15 protein-coding genes and 1 tRNA gene are annotated in these 17,980 nt (G+C 57.7%); 6 read left to right on the top strand and 10 right to left on the bottom strand.

Features of this window, described 5'->3' with window-relative positions:
• Positions 1-29: 29 nt before the first annotated feature.
• The 5 genes from COA65_08265 to grxD are packed head-to-tail and all read left to right on the top strand — an operon-like array spanning position 30 to position 3,838.
• Positions 30-272, top strand: a complete 243-nt coding sequence (locus COA65_08265) for a phosphoribosylformylglycinamidine synthase (GenBank protein ID PCJ58221.1) — start codon at positions 30-32, stop codon at positions 270-272.
• 41 nt (positions 273-313) lie between these two features.
• Positions 314-1,006: a phosphoribosylformylglycinamidine synthase I gene (locus COA65_08270; GenBank protein ID PCJ58222.1), complete on the top strand. Its 693-nt coding sequence runs from the start codon at positions 314-316 to the stop codon at positions 1,004-1,006.
• On the top strand, positions 1,003-3,192 hold the full coding sequence (locus COA65_08275) for a phosphoribosylformylglycinamidine synthase II (protein ID PCJ58223.1): 2,190 nt from the start codon (positions 1,003-1,005) through the stop codon (positions 3,190-3,192). Before COA65_08270 ends, COA65_08275 begins: the two co-directional genes overlap by 4 nt.
• Before the next feature lie 29 nt (positions 3,193-3,221).
• Positions 3,222-3,461 carry a BolA family transcriptional regulator gene (locus tag COA65_08280; protein PCJ58224.1) on the top strand — a complete coding sequence of 80 codons (240 nt, stop codon included), beginning with the start codon at positions 3,222-3,224 and terminating at the stop codon, positions 3,459-3,461.
• A gap of 41 nt (positions 3,462-3,502) precedes the next feature.
• Positions 3,503-3,838: a monothiol glutaredoxin, Grx4 family gene (gene grxD, locus COA65_08285; GenBank protein PCJ58225.1), complete on the top strand. Its 336-nt coding sequence runs from the start codon at positions 3,503-3,505 to the stop codon at positions 3,836-3,838.
• Positions 3,839-3,913: 75 nt separating this feature from the next.
• On the opposite strand, the gene COA65_08290 is transcribed toward grxD, so the two are convergent.
• From COA65_08290 to glmU, 10 genes are all read right to left on the bottom strand, one after another.
• Entirely contained in the window at positions 3,914-4,537 is a 624-nt protein-coding gene (locus COA65_08290; GenBank protein PCJ58226.1) for a 30S ribosomal protein S4, read from the bottom strand.
• A 106-nt stretch (positions 4,538-4,643) separates the two neighbouring features.
• Entirely contained in the window at positions 4,644-5,420 is a 777-nt protein-coding gene (locus COA65_08295; protein ID PCJ58227.1) for an rRNA methyltransferase, read from the bottom strand.
• On the bottom strand, positions 5,420-7,024 hold the full coding sequence (locus COA65_08300; protein ID PCJ58228.1) for a citramalate synthase: 1,605 nt from the start codon (positions 7,022-7,024) through the stop codon (positions 5,420-5,422). The genes COA65_08295 and COA65_08300 overlap by 1 nt, the downstream gene beginning before the upstream one ends.
• Positions 7,021-8,403: a cysteine--tRNA ligase gene (locus COA65_08305; protein ID PCJ58229.1), complete on the bottom strand. Its 1,383-nt coding sequence runs from the start codon at positions 8,401-8,403 to the stop codon at positions 7,021-7,023. The genes COA65_08300 and COA65_08305 overlap by 4 nt, the downstream gene beginning before the upstream one ends.
• 37 nt (positions 8,404-8,440) lie before the next feature.
• On the bottom strand, positions 8,441-9,796 hold the full coding sequence (locus COA65_08310) for a glutamate--tRNA ligase (protein ID PCJ58230.1): 1,356 nt from the start codon (positions 9,794-9,796) through the stop codon (positions 8,441-8,443).
• Positions 9,793-11,457 (bottom strand): NAD+ synthase, encoded by a 1,665-nt coding sequence (locus tag COA65_08315; GenBank protein PCJ58231.1) that lies wholly within the window; start codon positions 11,455-11,457, stop codon positions 9,793-9,795. Before COA65_08315 ends, COA65_08310 begins: the two co-directional genes overlap by 4 nt.
• A gap of 75 nt (positions 11,458-11,532) precedes the next feature.
• Entirely contained in the window at positions 11,533-12,912 is a 1,380-nt protein-coding gene (locus tag COA65_08320; protein ID PCJ58232.1) for a 3-deoxy-7-phosphoheptulonate synthase class II, read from the bottom strand.
• Between the two features lie 100 nt (positions 12,913-13,012).
• The gene (gene gor / locus COA65_08325) at positions 13,013-14,395 is read right to left on the bottom strand and encodes a glutathione-disulfide reductase (protein PCJ58233.1); all 1,383 of its coding nucleotides are present in this window, start codon (positions 14,393-14,395) and stop codon (positions 13,013-13,015) included.
• A 9-nt stretch (positions 14,396-14,404) separates the two neighbouring features.
• Positions 14,405-16,228, bottom strand: a complete 1,824-nt coding sequence (gene glmS / locus COA65_08330; protein PCJ58234.1) for a glutamine--fructose-6-phosphate transaminase (isomerizing) — start codon at positions 16,226-16,228, stop codon at positions 14,405-14,407.
• Positions 16,229-16,238: 10 nt separating this feature from the next.
• Positions 16,239-17,627 (bottom strand): bifunctional N-acetylglucosamine-1-phosphate uridyltransferase/glucosamine-1-phosphate acetyltransferase, encoded by a 1,389-nt coding sequence (glmU, locus tag COA65_08335; GenBank protein PCJ58235.1) that lies wholly within the window; start codon positions 17,625-17,627, stop codon positions 16,239-16,241.
• A gap of 216 nt (positions 17,628-17,843) precedes the next feature.
• Here glmU and COA65_08340 point away from each other — a divergent pair.
• A tRNA-Val gene (locus tag COA65_08340) sits at positions 17,844-17,918 on the top strand.
• Positions 17,919-17,980: the final 62 nt, after the last annotated feature.

The following is a 17,980-nucleotide window of genomic DNA, read 5'->3' on the forward strand; positions in this document are numbered from 1 at the left end:
ACAAATTTTTTATGAAAGCGGCATAACACATGAAAGCTGGCGTCCACGTCACGCTGAAGCCAGGCGTCCTCGACCCACAAGGCAAAGCCATCGCGAATGCGTTGGAATCATTGGGCTTTAGCGGGGTAAACGCCATCCGGCAGGGGAAGTATATCGAGATTGATCTCGACGAAACCGACCCCGGACGCGCCTTGAAAAAGGTCGAGGAAATGTGCACAAAACTGCTGGCAAACCTCGTGATCGAAAATTACGAGATTGAACTTTTAGAGTAGAGCCGAATGCGTTCGTTCCCAGGCGCTCATGCGAGACCATCATCGTGAAGACTGCTGTTATCGTCTATCCTGGATCGAACTGTGATCGGGACGTTCGCGTCGCCATCGCAAACGCGACAGGAACCGAGCCACTTGCCGTCTGGCATCAAAATAGCGAATTTCCAGATGTCGATCTGATCGTCCTGCCCGGTGGGTTTTCCTATGGCGACTACCTGCGCGCTGGTGCAATGGCCGCACATTCGCCCATCATGCGCGAGATTAAGCGGCGCGCTAAAAAAGGTGTGCCGATCCTTGGCATCTGCAACGGCTTTCAGATTTTGACGGAATCCGGCCTCCTTCCAGGCGCGCTTCTGCAAAATTCCGGCATCAAATTCCTTTGCCGCGACGTCCACCTTCGGGTCGAGACATCCGACAGCCCCTTCACGAAGGCCTATCGCCAGGGGGCCGTCCTGCGCATTCCGGTCGCCCATCACGAGGGGAAATATCACGCCGATCCTAAGACCCTTGATGCGCTGGAGAGCGAGAACCGGATCGCCTTTCGTTATTGCGACGCCGAAGGGGTCCTCAGCGAGAGGGCAAACCCAAACGGCTCCGCCCGCAACATTGCCGGTGTGTTCGACAAAGAACGCAAGATTCTTGGAATGATGCCGCACCCTGAACGACAGACCGAGCAGCTTCTTGGCGGCGAAGACGGAAAAGCCATGTTCGATGGGTTGGTAGCCGCCCTCGCATGACCGAAGTGAACCCCGAAATCGCCGCCCAGCACGGATTGTCTGCCGAGGAGTACGACAAGGTTCTGGAAATCCTTGGCCGCACGCCGAACATGACCGAGCTTGGTATTTTCTCTGTCATGTGGAGCGAACATTGCTCATATAAATCCTCGCGGCGCTGGCTGAAAACGCTGCCGACAGAGGCGCCATGGGTTATCTGCGGGCCAGGCGAAAATGCTGGCGTCATCGACATCGGTGACGGCCATGCCGTTGTTTTCAAGATGGAAAGCCACAATCACCCCTCGTTCATCGAGCCATATCAAGGGGCGGCGACCGGCGTTGGCGGCATCCTGCGCGACGTCTTTACAATGGGCGCACGGCCCATCGCAAACCTTAATTCGTTGCGTTTCGGAGACCCTGAACATCCAAAAACCCGCCACCTTGTCGCCGGCGTCGTTGCCGGCGTCGGCGATTACGGGAACTGCATCGGCGTGCCGACGGTCGGAGGCGAATGCAATTTTCACCCCTCTTACAATGGCAACATTCTTGTCAATGCGATGACAGTGGGACTGGCCGATGCCGATCGCATCTTTTACTCGGCAGCCGCGGGTCCGGGAAATCTGGTCATCTATGTCGGATCAAAAACCGGCCGTGAYGGCATTCACGGCGCAACCATGGCCTCGGCGGAATTTGATGAGGATTCAGATGCAAAGCGCCCAACCGTACAGGTCGGCGACCCCTTCACGGAAAAGCTTCTTCTGGAAGCCTGCCTGGAATTAATGGCCACGGATGCGATCGTTGCAATTCAGGATATGGGGGCCGCAGGCCTTACCTCATCTTCCTTTGAGATGGCCTCAAAGGGCGGCACCGGCATCGAAATGAACATCGACAATATTCCAGTCCGCGAGGAAGGCATGACCGCGTATGAAATCATGCTGTCGGAAAGCCAGGAACGCATGCTGATCGTCATCCATCCGGACCGAACGGATGCKGCCAAGGCGATCTTYGAAAAATGGGARCTGGACTTCGCGGTCATCGGCCAAGTRACGGACAGTGGCCACATGGTGCTGAAATCGGGCGGGAAAACCATCGCCGACCTYCCCATYGCGCCGCTGGCAAGTGCCGCCCCAAGCTATGACCGGCCGTGGGTTCGCCCAAAGGCCCGGCCTCCTCTTGCGCCAATGGCGGACCCGCCGGCACTGGAAGCCGGCAAGGCGCTGCTCCGCCTGATCGGCTGCCCCGATCTGGCCAGCCGACGCTGGATCTGGGAGCAATATGATCACATGGTGATGGCCGACACCGTCGAGCGACCCGGCGGCGACGCCGCCGTGCTTCGCGTTCATGGCACAAACAAGGGCCTGGCGGTCACAACCGACTGCACGCCGCGCTATTGCGTGGCCGACCCAAAGACCGGGGCGGCCCAGGCCGTCGCCGAAGCCTGGCGGAACCTGACCGCCGTTGGCGCCAAACCTCTTGCGATTACAGACAATTTAAATTTCGGAAACCCGGAACGCCCGGAAATCATGGGCCAGTTTGTCGCCGCCATCGAAGGCATCCGGGAAGCCTGCCTGGCCCTCGACTTTCCGGTCGTCTCGGGGAACGTCTCGCTCTACAACGAAACAAACGGGCAGGCCATTCTGCCAACACCCGCCATTGGTGCTGTGGGGCTGATTGCGGATTTGAACAAACGAACAACCCTTGCCTTCAAAGCCGAAGGCGACGCACTTATCCTGATCGGCACGACCCAGGGTGCCCTGGGCGCCTCGCTCTACCTTCGCGAGATTATGGGCAGGGAAGAAGGCCCGCCGCCAAAAGTTGATCTTGAAATCGAGCGACGAAACGGGGATTTTGTCCGTCATCTCATCGAAACCGGAAAGCTGACCGCCTGCCACGACATCAGCGATGGCGGCATTGCCATTGCGGTGGCGGAAATGGCCCTTGCCGGTGGTATCGGGGCCAAAATCACACCCGAAATGAACGGAACGGCCCAGGATGCCTGGCTCTTCGGTGAAGACCAGGGCCGCTATTTGCTGACGACCCAGGCACCGAACATGATTTTAGCCGCCGCCGAGAAAGCGGGCGTGCCAGCCTGCATCCTAGGGTGCACCGGCGGAGATGGATTGCAAATAAGTCGCATCCTCTCTATATCCTTAGAACAGTTACAAGAAGCCCATGAAGGCTGGTTTCCGGCTTATATGGCCGCACCCTAAAAAACAAAAAGCGGAGTTTGGTGCAACAAATGGCAATGGATGCCCAGGAAATCGAACGGCTGATCAAGGCAACGCTTCCCGATGCGGAGATTGCCATTACCGACCTTCGGGGTGACGGCGATCATTATGCCGCCCGGGTGGCCTCCGCCGCCTTCAAGGGAAAGACCCGCATTCAGCAACATCAAATGGTCTACAAGGCCTTGCAGGGCAACATGGGCGACGCACTGCACGCGCTAGCGCTTCAGACCGTCATTGCCGAAGGTGACTGAATCAAACGGCCCTACAAAACCCAGCAGGCAAAGAGGACAAAATGAGCGAAAACCCTATCTTTGATCGTATTCGTGAGGATATTTCGGAAAACGCCGTTGTCCTTTTCATGAAAGGTTCCCCCGTCTTTCCACAATGTGGCTTTTCTGCCACCGTCGTGGAAATTCTCTCGCGAATGCACGTAAAATTTAAGGGCATCGACGTGCTGTCCGATCCGGACCTTCGCGAAGGCATCAAGCAGTTCAGCGACTGGCCGACGGTCCCCCAGCTTTATGTAAAAGGCGAATTCGTCGGCGGCTGCGACATCCTCCGCGAAATGTATGAAAACGGCGAGCTTGCAAGCCATTTTCAGGAAAAGGGTGTTGAAGCAACCACCTGACCGGCCCAATTCGCGCCAAACAAAAAGGGCCGCCCAATGGGCGGCCCTTTTGCATGTCCGACGCCTTACACGACGTCAGCGCGAATAAAATTCCACCACAAGGTTCGGCTCCATCTGGACCGGGTATGGCACATCGCCAAGCGCCGGAACGCGAACAAATGTGCCCTTCATTTCCTTGTGATCCACATCGATATACTCCGGCACGTCCCGCTCTTGCGACTGCACCGCATCCAGAACGATGATTAATTCTCTGGATTTCTCCTTGATCTCAATGACGTCCCCTTCCTTTACCCGATAGGAGGGAATCGTCACACGCTGTCCGTTTACCCGAATATGACCGTGATTAACAAACTGCCGTGCCGCAAACACCGTCGGCACAAATTTCATTCGATAAACGATAATATCCAACCGGCGCTCTAGCAGGCCAATGAGACGCTCGCCTGTGTCGCCCTTTTGACGAACCGCTTCCTGATAGACGTTCCGGAACTGCCGTTCGCCGATATTGCCGTAATAGCCTTTCAGCTTTTGCTTCGCAGACAACTGCGTTCCAAAATCCGATACTCTCCGACGACGCTGGTTCGTCTGACCATGTTGGCCAGGACCGTACTCACGGCGATTTACGGGGCTTTTCGGGCGCCCCCAAAGATTGACGCCAAGACGCCGGTTAATTTTGTATTTCGACTGCAACCGTTTCGTCATAGAACCCTAAACGCCTTATATTTCCATGTTTTCCGGGCGGTTCCGCCCTGTAAGAGGCCGTACTATACGCATGCTCCCAGCCCTGTCAAACCGATTTCCCAATGCCTTAGCCCCGGGGCCGCTGCGCAAGGCACGAGACGATGCCGCGCAGGGTGCTAACTTCCCGATCCGTAAGCCCGGCCCGGGTGAAAATATTCCGAATATTTAGGACCATGCCGGACCGTTTTTCCGCAATTCTTAGAAAACCGCAGATGTCGAGCTCCCCTTCAAGATGCGCGAAAAAATCGAGCAGCGCCGCTTGTGTCGCCGGAAGGGTGCCTGTCCGAGAGGCCGAAACCGACGACGATGCCACATCATCCGGCGCAAGGCCGGCCTGAAACCACTCATAGCCAAGCAGAAGCACGGCCTGGGCAAGGTTCAGCGAAGAAAAGGCCGGATTTAGAGGCACGGCGATGATGGTCTTTGCAAGGGCGACATCTTCGTTGGTTAGGCCGGACCGCTCGGGCCCAAAGAGAAGGCCGACCTTCTCGCCCTTGTTCGCCACACTGCGCATGACGTTCGCCGCCACCCGCGGCGTCACCACAGGCTTTTCCATATCCCTGGTCCGCGTCGTCGTCGCGAAGACGTGGTGAAGGTCGGCGGTCGCTTCGGCCGTACTGGCATAAACGCGCGCCGCATCAAGAATGGCGTCGGCACCCGACGAAGCGGCGATGGTTTTCTCATTCAGCCACCCCGCCCGGGGGTTCACAAGGCGAAGCTCGCCAAGGCCACAATTCCCCATGGCTCGAACGGCGGTGCCGATATTTTCGCCGAGTTGCGCACCAACCAGCACGACAACGGGGCCTCCGGTTACCAGAATTTTCGTCGAATCGGTTCCCGCCATCACACTTTGGCGCCGTCACGAAGCAATTTATAGGTGATGCTGTCGTGAAGGGCATTGTAGGAAGCGTCGATCACATTCGTCGAGACGCCGACCGTCGTCCAATGCGCCCCCTTGGCGGCGCTTTCGATCATCACGCGCGTCTGGGCCTTGGTTCCAAAGTTCGAATCCAGAATGCGCACCTTGTAATCCACCAACACGATATTCTGCAACTGAGGATATGTCGGCGACAGCGCCTTGCAAAGCGCATTGTCCAACGCGTTTACCGGCCCGTTCCCTTCGGCCACGGTAAGGACATTCCTACCACCAACATCGACGCTGATTTTCGCTTCCGAGAGGGTGACCAACTCCTCCCGGGCGTTCCAGCGACGTTCATCAATCACCCGAAAATTAATCAGCCTGAAATATTCCGGCACACTATCAAGCGCGCGGCGCGCCAGCAGCTCGAAACTCGCCCCCGCGCTGTCATAGGAATAGCCCTCGAATTCCCGCGCCTTTATCTGCTCAACAAGCTGCGCCAGGCGTGGGTCGTCCGAATTCAGCTTAATCCCGATTTCCTTCAGCCGGGCCAAAAGGTTCGCTTTTCCCGCCTGATCCGAAATAACGACATGGCGACGATTGCCGACGCATTCCGGGTCAACATGTTCGTAGCTTTTGGGATCCTTGGCCACCGCCGAGACATGCAACCCCCCCTTATGGGCAAAGGCAGACTCCCCCACATAGGCCGCGTGATGGTTCGGAACCCGGTTCAGCCGGTCGTCGATCAAATGCGACAATTTAGTAAGCTGCTTCAAACCCTTGCTGCTAACGCCCGTCCGGTAGCCCATCTTCAACATCAGCGTCGGCAGTAGCGAGACGATGTTGGCATTCCCGCAACGCTCCCCAAGGCCGTTCATCGTGCCCTGAATCTGCCGCACACCGGCCCGCACCGCCGCCAGGCTGTTGGCAACCGCGTTTTCCGTGTCGTTGTGGCAATGGATTCCAAGATGGCTGCCCGGCACCGCCTCAACTACCTGGGAAAGAATCGACTCAATTTCGTGCGGCAATGCGCCGCCATTCGTGTCGCACAAAACCACCCAGCGTGCGCCCGCCTCATACGCCGCGCGCACACAGGCCAGCGCATAATCAGCGTCCGCCTTGTACCCATCAAAGAAATGCTCGGCGTCAAAAAGAACCTCTTCGACGCGTGTTTTCCCGTGCACCACGCTTTCACTGATCATGCGCAAATTTTCATCAAGGGTGGTTTCCAGGGCAATTTTGACGTGAAAATCCCAGGTCTTTCCAACCATGCAGACGGTTTGCGCGCCGCTTGAAAGAAGTGCTGCCAGGCCGGGATCGTTCTCGACGCTGCGCCCCGGACGCCGCGTCATGCCAAAAGCAGTGAAACGTGCGTGACGTAATTTCGGCGGGTTTGCGAAGAAACTGTCATCCGTCGGGTTCGCCCCCGGCCATCCCCCTTCAACGTAATCGATTCCAAGACGGTCCAACTCACAGGCAATCACCCCCTTGTCGCTGACATTAAAGTCAACGCCCATGGTTTGCTGCCCGTCGCGAAGGGTGCTGTCGTAGAAATAAATCCGTTTGTCGTCTTTTTTCTCGCGGCTCATCCCGCATGTCTCCAAATTGTCTTACCGGCCCGATCTTCAAGCAAGATCCCCTTTTCGGCAAGCGCGTCGCGAATACGATCGGCTTCCTTGAAGTCCTTTTCCAGGCGCGCCTTGTTCCGGAGGGCAATCTGACGTTCGATTTCCGCCTCGTCCAGATCAACGGCCCCCGCCGGCTGCCAGCGAAACCATGCCTCCGGGTCTTGCTGAAGCAGCCCCATCGCCGCCCCCGCCGCAAGCAGCGCCCCTTTTGCGCTGGCTTTTTCCGCCACCGTTTTGGCCTTGTTGATGGCGCTGGCCAGGCCGGCAAGGTTGCTCAACGCCATCGGCGTATGAAGGTCGTCAAGAAGCGGTGCCTCAATCACGTCTGGAACGGCCTCAAAGCCAGGTGCAATGGCTTCTACCTGACGAAGGGCCGTATAGAGCCGGTCCAGCTTCTCTCTCGCCTGGGAAAGCGTTTCCTCCGACCAGTTCAGGGGGTGGCGATAATGGGTCGAAAGCATGGCAAAACGAATGGCTTCGCCCGGGGCCTGCTGCAAAAGCGCACGCACTGTCAAAACATTGCCAAGGGATTTCGACATTTTCTCGCCGCCCACGGTGAGAAAACCATTGTGCACCCAATAACGCGCAAAGGGTTTGCCATCATGAGCACAGCAGCTCTGGGCGACTTCATTCTCATGATGGGGGAAAACGAGATCGCGGCCACCACCGTGGATGTCAAAAGTATCGCCAAGGTAGGCCCCGCTCATCGCCGAACATTCGATGTGCCAACCAGGCCGGCCGCGCCCCCATGGGCTGTCCCATCCGGGAATGTCCGGGTTGCTTGGTTTCCACAGCACAAAATCCGCCGCAACCCTCTTGTAAGGGGCCACCTCGACGCGTGCGCCGGCGATCAGTTCTTCCAGGTCCTTTCCCGAAAGCCGGCCATAATCCGGCATGCTACCCACTTCGAAAAGCACATGCCCATCGGCGACATAGGCATGGCCCTTTTCAATCAGGCATTCGATCATTGCAACCATCTCGGCGATATGTTCCGTCGCCCGTGGCTCTATGTCCGGGGGCAGCGCCGAAAGGGACGCCATGTCCTCGTGAAAGGCCTTGACCGTCCGCTCTGTCAGATCGCCGATCGTCTCTCCCTTTACGGCGGCGGCGGCGTTGATTTTGTCGTCTACGTCCGTGATGTTGCGAACGTAGGTCACGTCTGAAAAATGGCGCTTCAGCAGCCGATAGAGGATGTCGAAGACCAAAACCGGCCTGGCATTGCCGACATGGGCCCGGTCATAGACGGTGGGCCCGCAAACGTAGATGCCGACCTTGTCCGGGCGCAGGGAGGTAAAAACCTCCTTCTTGCGAGTAAGGGTGTTGTAGAGAACAAGTTCCATGGGTCGTCGCGAACGGCATCCTTCATGGCCAGATTGATCAGGCCGTCTGTCCCTGCAATCGGGCAACCGCCCGCTTTCTACCGATGATCGGTAACAGATTCTTCAATTCCGGTCCACGTTCGAACCCGGTAAGCGCCAGGCGAAGCGGATGGTAAAGCTGTTTCCCTTTCCGGTCGCTGGCTTGCTTCACCGCTTCCGTCCAAATTTTCCAGACGTCCGGCCCCCACGCCCCTTCCGGCAACAGCGCCGCCGCCAACCCGGCAAAAGCCGCGTCCTCGATAACCGGCGTGATTTCCCCATGGCAGACACGCCACCAATCCAAAACGTCCGAAAGGCGTTCAAGATTGCCGCGAACGGCAAGCCAGAAATCTTCATCCGCATCTTTTAGGCCCAGCGCGTCAAGACGCGCCTCCACGTCCGAAAAAGAAAAAAGATGAAGCAATTTTGCGTTCATATTTTTGAGTTCTTCCAGATCGAATTTTGGCGTTGCCCGCGCAAATTTTTGCAAATCAAAACTTTCCGCCAGAGCTTCAAGAGAAACCGAGGGTGCGACCAGGTTCGAACTTCCGATCAAAGCAAGCAGACTGTTCAACGCCATCGCCTCGAAAGGCTCTTCACGTAAATCTGCAACGGCCAGACTTTTATGGCGCTTGGAAAGCCCCTTTCCCTGGTGATCCGTCAATAGGGGAAAATGGGAAAATCGCGGCGGCTCGGCACCAAGGGCTTCGAATATCTGCATCTGTATGGCCGTGTTCGTCACATGATCTTCGCCGCGCAGAACGTCCGTGATCCCCATGTCAATGTCGTCAACTGCGGCCGGAAGGATAAAAAGCGGCGTCCCATCAGCACGAATCAAGACCGGGTCGCTCAGGTTTTTTGCGTCAAAGCGAACCTCACCGCGAACCCCGTCCACCCAGTGAATTTCCTGTTGGGCCAACTGGAATCGCCAATGGGGCCGGCGGCCTTCCATCTCAAGGCGCTGGCGTTCCGACGCGTCCAGACGCAACGCCGCGTGATCGTAAATTGGTGGTTTCCCTTGAGAAAGCAAGACCTTACGCTTTAATCCCAATTCTTCAGGGGTTTCGTAACAGGGGTAAAGCCGCCCTGCCACCTTCAACGTTTCGACCGCCGCCCCATAAAGATCAAGCCGTTCCGACTGGCGTGCCTCCACGTCCCATTCCAGGCCCAGCCAGCGAAGATCCTCACGCGCCGCAATCACATATTCCTCGCGGCTACGGTCAATGTCGGTGTCATCGAATCGCAGAATAAACTGCCCACCCGATTTGCGCGCAAGAAGCCAGTTGAGAAGCGCGACGCGGATATTGCCAACGTGCAACCGTCCGCTTGGGCTTGGCGCAAAGCGGGTTCGAACGCAAGACCGGGATGTGCTCATGCCAGCCCCTTGTAACGATTCGTAATCGGATAACGACGGTCGCGGCCAAAAGAACGGCTGGTGATCTTCACCCCAGGCGGCGCTTGACGGCGCTTGTATTCGGCAATGTCCAACATCTTCCAGACCCAGCTTACGGTTTTGCGATCATAACCACGGTCGGCAATCTCATCCACGGACATATCTTTTTCAATCAGGCAGGAAAGAATCGCATCAAGATCTTCGTAAGGCGGCAACGTATCCTGGTCGCACTGGTCCGGCTTCAACTCGGCGGAAGGTGCTTTCGTCAGAATGCGGTCCGGGATAACCATCCCCTTCGGCCCAAGCGCCCCTTCTGGAAAATTAGCATTTCGCCAGCGGCAACATTCATAGACCGTCGTTTTATAAACGTCCTTCAGGATCGCAAATCCACCCGCCATGTCACCATAAAGCGTCGCATAGCCAACGGACATTTCCGACTTGTTCCCGGTGCTGAGAACAAGACGGCCAAATTTGTTGCTGAGCGCCATCAGCGTCATGCCACGCGCACGCGCCTGAATGTTTTCCTCGGTCGCATCCGCATCCTGTCCGGCAAAAAGCTCTTTTAGCATCGCATCGAAAGCAGCCATCGCCGGTTCGATCGAAATCGTATCCAGACGCATGCCAAGATTGTCCGCAAGAATTTCGGCATCCTCAAGACTTGCCGGTGACGTGTAGGGGGAGGGCATGCGGATCCCATGCACGCGATCACCGCCGAGCGCATCCACGGCCAGGGCTGCGGTGAGGGCCGAATCAATGCCACCGGAAAGGCCGATCAGAACGCCGGGGAACCCGTTTTTCGTAACGTAGTCGCGAAGACCAAGCAGCAGCGCCTGATAGATTGCTTCCGTTCCGCTTGTTTCCCCTGCCATCGGCCCGGCTTCACAAATCCAGGCGCTTTTGTCTCGATGCCAGTGCGTAATCATGACCTCTTCACACCAATTGACCGCCCGGGCCGCAAGAGTGCGGTCATGGCCAATGACGAAGGAACCGCCGTCAAAAACAAGCTCATCCTGCCCGCCGACCTGGTTCGTATAAATTAACGGCAGGCCAGATTCGACGCTGCGCGCCACCGCAAAATTCAGACGCTGATCCGGCTTGTCGACTTCGAAGGGTGAACCGTTGAGAACGACGAGAATTTCCGCGCCGGATTCCACCAGACATTCCGTCACCTCCGAAGTCCACATGTCCTCGCACAGCATGATGCCAAGGCGCACGCCACGGAAATTCACCGGACCCGGCAACGGCCCGGAAGAAAAAATCCGCCGTTCGTCGAAAACGCCATAATTCGGCAAATCATGCTTGAACCGCGCATGGACCACCTTGCCGTCGTCCAGCAGAAGCGAGGCATTGTAAAGCGCGTCACCGTCGCGCCATGGAGCCCCAATCAGAAGGCCCGGCCCTGCCCCGCCCGTAAGTTCCGCCGCAAGCACATGCACCGCCTTTTCCGCCGCTTCCTGAAAAGAAGGTTTCAGCATCAGGTCTTCCGGCGGATAGCCGGTGACGACAAGCTCGCTGGAAATGACAAGATCAACCCCTTCCGCCGCGGCTTTACGATAGGCGTGACGAATTTTCTCCAGATTACCAGCCAAATCGCCGACGGTCGGGTTTAGCTGTATGAGGGCAATCCCAAGGTGATTGGTCATCAAATGGATGGCCTTATCCGCCGCTTTTGGTCAGGAGTCGGTGGCATGTCGCCCAGCGCGGTCCAGATGTCAGTGTCAGGAAATGGCGGAGATTTTCGCGGTAACGTTCCGCTCATTCTTCAAGGCCTCAGCAACAAGGAACGCCAGCTCAAGCCCCTGCGAAGCATTTAAACGCGGATCGCAATGGGTATGGTAGCGGTCGGCCAGGCGATCCTCGGTGATTTCCTGGGCCCCGCCAATGCATTCCGTTACGTCCTGGCCGGTCAATTCAAAGTGAATACCCCCGGCGTAGCTTCCTTCCGCTTGATGAATCGCGAAAAACGCCTTGATTTCTTTCAATATCCGGTCGAACGAACGGGTCTTGTAGCCATTTGACGCCTTCACCGTATTTGCGTGCATCGGATCGCAGGACCAGACGACCTTTTTTCCCTCGCGTTCAATGGCGCGAACAAGCGGCGGAAGGTGTTCGGCAATGCCTTCCGAGCCCATCCGGCTGATCAGCGTCAAACGCCCGGGCTCGTTGCCTGGGTTCAGGCGATCGGCCAGACGAAGAAGCGCGTCGGCATCAAGCGTCGGCCCAACTTTCAGGCCGATGGGGTTATGGACACCGCGCAGAAATTCGACATGCGCGCCGTCATCCTGGCGCGTCCGATCGCCGATCCACAGCATATGGGCGGAACAATCGTAACTGTCCCCGGTCGTGCTATCGACGCGCGTCAGCGCCGCCTCATAGCCAAGCAGCAAGGCTTCATGGGAGGTGTAGAAATTGGTCTGGCGAATTTCAGATGTCGTTTCCGACGTCAACCCGCAAGCCTCCATGAAGGCAAGCGTTTCGGTAAGACGCTCCACCAAATCCTGATATTTTTCGCCCTGTTTGCTTTCGCCAACGAAGCCCAGATTCCAGCGGTGCACCTGGTGCAAATCCGCATAACCGCCCTGAGCGAAGGCGCGCAACAGGTTCAGCGTGGCGGCGGCCTGGCTATAGGCCTGTAGCATGCGCTTTGGATCCGGGATCCGCTCCGCTTCCGTGAAACCCATGCCATTGACGATGTCGCCGCGATAGCAGGGCAACGTCACGCCGTCTTTGGTTTCGGTATCCGCCGAACGCGGCTTTGCAAACTGGCCGGCCATCCGCCCGACCTTCACGACGGGACAGGCCGCGCCGAAGGTAAGCACAACGGCCATCTGTAACAGCACGCGAAACGTATCGCGGATCTTATCGGCATTGAATTCGGCAAAACTTTCCGCGCAATCACCGCCCTGCAGCAGGAAAGCCCGGCCTTCCGCAACCTCGGCAAGTTCGGCGCGCAGGCGTCGTGCCTCGCCCGCGAAAACCAGCGGCGGGGCGTCGCGCAACGTCTTCTCGACGGTAGCGAGCGCTGCCTTGTCCGGGTAATCCGGCATCTGCCGGGCCGGCTTCTTGCGCCAGCTATCCGGCGACCAATTTCTTGCCATATCGTTTACCTCAAGACCGCTTCCAACCCGGTGATACGCCGGAATCCGCGTTTTTTCCAGTAAAAACCACGCTAGAACCGCGTGAAGCCCCCGGAATCCCTTAATTTTCTTCCTTTGGGTCGGAACGCGGCAGGCTTAGGGTCACGAATTCCTCGGCGGCCGTTGGATGGACGCCCATCGTCGCATCAAAATCCGCCTTCCGGGCCCCCGCCTTCAATGCGATGGCAAGCGCCTGGACGATTTCCGGCGCATCCTCTCCCACCATATGGCAGCCAAGCACCCGGTCGGTCGCGTGATCGACGACAAGCTTCACCATGGTTTTCGTCTCGCGCCCGGAAAGCGTGTGTTTCATTGGTCGGAATTTCGAAAAATAGACATCGATCGCGCCAAATTTTGCCCGCGCCGTGACTTCGTCATAGCCCACTGTGCCGATTGGCGGCTGGCTAAAGACAGCCGTCGGCACGTCCGCATGATCCGCCCTTTTCGGTTTGCCCCCATAAAACGTATCGGCAAAAGCCCGGGCTTCGGCAATCGCGACCGGCGTCAGGTTGAGGCGGTCTGTGCAGTCGCCAACGGCGTAAACACTGGAAAGCGACGTCTGGTTATCGGCATTCACTGAAATCGCGCCACCGGGTTCAAGGGCGATGCCAATTTCTTCAAGCCCGATGCCGGACGTGTTTGGAATGCGCCCGGTTGCGTACATCACCAGATCAACGTCGAGGATTTCCTCCCCCGCGCCCTTCGTCGCCACATGAAGCGCGACATGCCCGTTTTTCTTCTCGATGCGTTGAACCTGGCTATTCGCTCGAATTTCAATGCCGGAATTTTCCATTTCCTCGGTCAGCGCCGCGCGAACATCCCCATCAAAGCCGCGCAAGATCTGCTCACCCCGGATGATCTCGATCACCGCCACCCCAAGGCGGTCAAAAATACCGGCGAATTCGACAGCAATATAGCCGCCACCGACAATCGCCATGCGGGCGGGCAGCTTTGTCAGATCAAGGGCCTCGTTCGAGGTGATCGCGTGTTCGATGCCGGGGATGTCGGGGAGGCTTGGCCAGGAACCGGTTGCGACCAGAATTTTTTCCGCTGTCACAGATTTTCCGCCGATTTCCACCCGATGCGCATCGACAAGCCGGGCGCGCCCTTCAAGAAGGGTGACGCCGGCATCCTCCAGCATCCGAAGGTAAATGCCGTTTAACCGGTCAAGCTCGCGATCCTTGTTCGCAATCAGTTTTTCCCAGTCAAAATCCCGGGCACCCACCTGCCAGCCAAAACCGGCGGCATCTTCAAACGCATCGCGAAAATGCGCGCCATAGACAAGAAGCTTTTTGGGGATGCATCCCCTAAGCACACAGGTGCCGCCGACGCGGCCCTCCTCGCAAATGGCGGTCTTTGCGCCATAGCCTGCCGCGCGGCGCGTACCCGCAACGCCGCCGGAACCGGCACCGATTGTCAGAAGATTAAAATCAAAGCCTGCCATGCTGTCGCTTTATTCCACCGTCACGCTTTTGGCCAGATTGCGCGGCTGATCGACATCCGTGCCCTTGAGAACGGCAACATGATAGGCAAGCAACTGCACCGGAATGGCGTAAAGGATCGGGGCGACAAATGGATCGACCTCTGGCAGCGCCACGGTGGCGGCGGCCACCCTGCCAAGGCGTGCAACACCTGCATCATCGCTTAGAAAAATGACATGCCCGCCGCGCGTAATCACCTCCTGCATATTTGAAGCGGTCTTATCGAACAGAGGGTCGCTTGGCGCAATCACGATAATCGGCATCCCGGCGTCGATAAGCGCGATGGGTCCATGCTTCATTTCACCCGCCGCGTAACCCTCGGCATGGATGTAGGAAATTTCCTTGAGCTTCAGGGCGCCTTCAAGAGCGATCGGATAGCTTGTGCCACGGCCAAGATAAAGAACGTCAGGAACGCCCGAAATTTCGCCCGCAATTTCTTTTAAACGCTCGTCATGATTTAAGACTTCGACGGCGCGCGATGGCACTTCGATCAGCGCCGTCAAAAGCCTGGCTTCGGCATCATGATCGATGGTGCCCCGAGCCCGGGCCATGGCGATGGCAAGGCAGGCAAGCACCGTTAATTGCGTTGTAAAAGCCTTCGTCGAGGCGACCCCGATTTCCGGCCCGGCATAGGTGAGCAACGCCGCCTCGGCCTCACGGGCAAGGGAACTTTCAAGAACGTTGACGAGGGCAAGCGTGTGCTGCGCCTGCGTTTTTGCATAACGCAACGCCGCCAGCGTGTCCGCCGTCTCGCCGGATTGCGAAATGAAAAGCGCCAACCCGCCTTCCGGCATAACGGCATTGCGATAGCGGAATTCGGAAGCGATATCGACCTCGACGGGAAGGCCCGCGATGCTTTCCAGCCAATATTTTGCAACCATGGCAGCGTAATAAGACGTGCCGCAGGCAATCAGCGTTACCTTCGAAATCTCCGCCAGGTCAAACGGCAGATCGGGAAGGCAGACCGTCCGCGTAACCRGGTTCARAAGGGCGTGCAGCGTGTCGCCAATGACGGCGGGCTGCTCAAAAATTTCCTTCAACATGAAGTGGGGGAAATTCCCTTTGCCTTCGAGCGCACCGGAGGCGGAGCTTTTCTCGACCCTGCGGACGACGACGGCGCCCGTCTCGTCATGGATCACGACCCCATCGGGAGAGAGAACCGCAAAATCCCCTTCCTCAAGATAGGTGATCTTCTGGGTAAGCGATGCCAGGGCAAGGGCGTCCGAGCCGAGATACATCTCGCCATCGCCATACCCAATGGCCAGAGGGCTGCCCCGGCGCGCGCCAATCATCAGGGAAGATTCCCCCGCAAAGATCACGCCAAGGGCAAAAGCGCCTTCCAGGCGGGCAAGCGTCTTTGCCGTCGCCGCCTCGGGGTCCAAGCCGGTGTCCAGATAATGGGCAATCAGGTGAACGATGACTTCCGTGTCGGTGTCCGTCTCGAAGCAGACGCCAAAGCCCGCCAGTTCGTCCCGCAACGTCTGAAAGTTTTCGATGATTCCGTTATGGACGACGGCGACCTTTTCGCAGGCATGGGGGTGCGCGTTGATTTCATTGGGGATGCCATGGGTCGCCCAACGCGTATGACCGATACCGGTTTTTCCGGAGATTGGCTCTTTCGCAACACGGCTTTCCAGATTAACGATGCGCCCTTCAGCCCGGCGACGTTCGATACGGCCATCGACAAGGGTCGCAATGCCGGCCGAATCATAGCCCCGATATTCAAGCCGCCTGAGCCCGTCCAACAGAAGGGGCGCAACTGCCTCCTTGCCGATAATGCCGATAATTCCACACATGTTTCGGCGATCAGCCCTTCGTTTTCTTTTTACGGCCAGCCGTATTACGGTCAGCCGCATTACGGCCAGCCGTATTTTTCGCACGGTGGCGGCGGGCCCAGCCCTTGATCTCTTTTCCTGCCGCGCGCGTCAATGCCAGCGCATCCCGGGAAACGTTTTTCGTAATCACGCTACCCGCGCCAACAATAGCCCCATCCCCAATGGTAACCGGCGCAACGAGGGATGTGTTCGAACCGATAAAGGCGTCTTTCCCAATCACCGTCTCTGACTTCGTAAAGCCGTCGTAATTGCACGTGATTGTCCCGGCACCGACATTCGCGCCCGAACCAATCCGGGCATCGCCGATATAGGCCAAATGGTTTGCCTTCGCGCCAGCGCCGATTTTTGCCTTTTTCACTTCGACAAAATTGCCGATATGCGCGCCCTCGCCAAGGTCTGCCCCCGGCCGCAGACGGGCAAAGGGGCCAACAATGGCACCCTTGCCGATACGCGCCCCTTCGATATGTGAAAACGCGCGGATAACGGCACCATCGGCCACCCGAACGCCAGGCCCAAAGAAAACATTCGGGCCAATGGTGATGTCCCGGCCAAGCTTTGTATCGAAGCTGAACCAGACCGTCGTCGGATCAAGAAGCGTGACCCCTTTGGCCATTGCCACCGCCCGACGCTCAAGCTGAAAAAGCGCCTCAGCCTCGGCCAGATCGGCGCGATCATTGATGCCAAGAAGCTCGCCCGCGTCCCCTTCCACACAGGCGCAGGAAAGCCCTTCTTTGCGGGCAATCGCGACCAGATCGGTCAGATAAAACTCGCCTTTCACGCTGCTTTTTTTGACGCGGCTCAACAGGCGGAACAAATGCTTGCCATCGACCACCATGACGCCGGAATTGCAAAGTAGAATCTTGCGGGTTTTTTCATCGGCTTCCCGATATTCGACAATGGCTTCCAGCGTGCCGCGCGCATCCGTGACAAGGCGGCCATATTCCCCCGGATCTGCCGGACGCATGCCCAGAACAACAACGGCGGGCTTCGACTTTGCCCGCCTGCGCGCAAGCAGTTTCCGCAACGTGGCGGGCGTAAGAAAGGGCGTGTCGCCAAAAAGGATCAGAACGTCGCCGGTAAAACCGGACAACCGCTTTTTCGCCGCGCGAACGGCATCCCCCGTCCCGGCCTGGGTCTTTTGAACTACGGTAGGCCATGGCGCGACCGCGTCAGCAACCGCCTTCATGTCCGGCCCGATGACGACGACCCCTAAATCCGGTTTTAGTGCTTTTGCCGCAGCCAGCGCGTAGCCGATCAAGGGCTGCCCCCCCAGGGGGTGTAGCACCTTGGGAAGGGCCGATTGCATCCGGGTGCCTTTCCCGGCGGCGAGGATAAGAATTGCGGTTTTTTGTCTGGCCATCGTTCCGCACGTAATAGGGGAGGGCGTTTTCTTGTGTCTGCTTATGAAAGCTTGTCATAAAGCCCTCACCACGTCCAAAGCAAGATTTCCATTCCAGGCAACCGGCAATATGAGGTCCGCCTGGCGGGGCCAGGCCGCGATGAATTCCCGGTCACCATGCGTCACCCGCCTTGACAGGTGAAAACCGGGCCCCTTATATCGCGGTTTCGCATCATGGGGCGCTTAGCTCAGCGGGAGAGCACTGCCTTCACACGGCAGGGGTCACTGGTTCAATCCCAGTAGCGCCCACCATGAAATCCCACGAAATCAATTGCTTGGCTATGAAACACGCAACGGCCCGTGGTTCTTTTGAA

Source organism: Rhodospirillaceae bacterium (assembly GCA_002746255.1).
Classification (GTDB): domain Bacteria; phylum Pseudomonadota; class Alphaproteobacteria.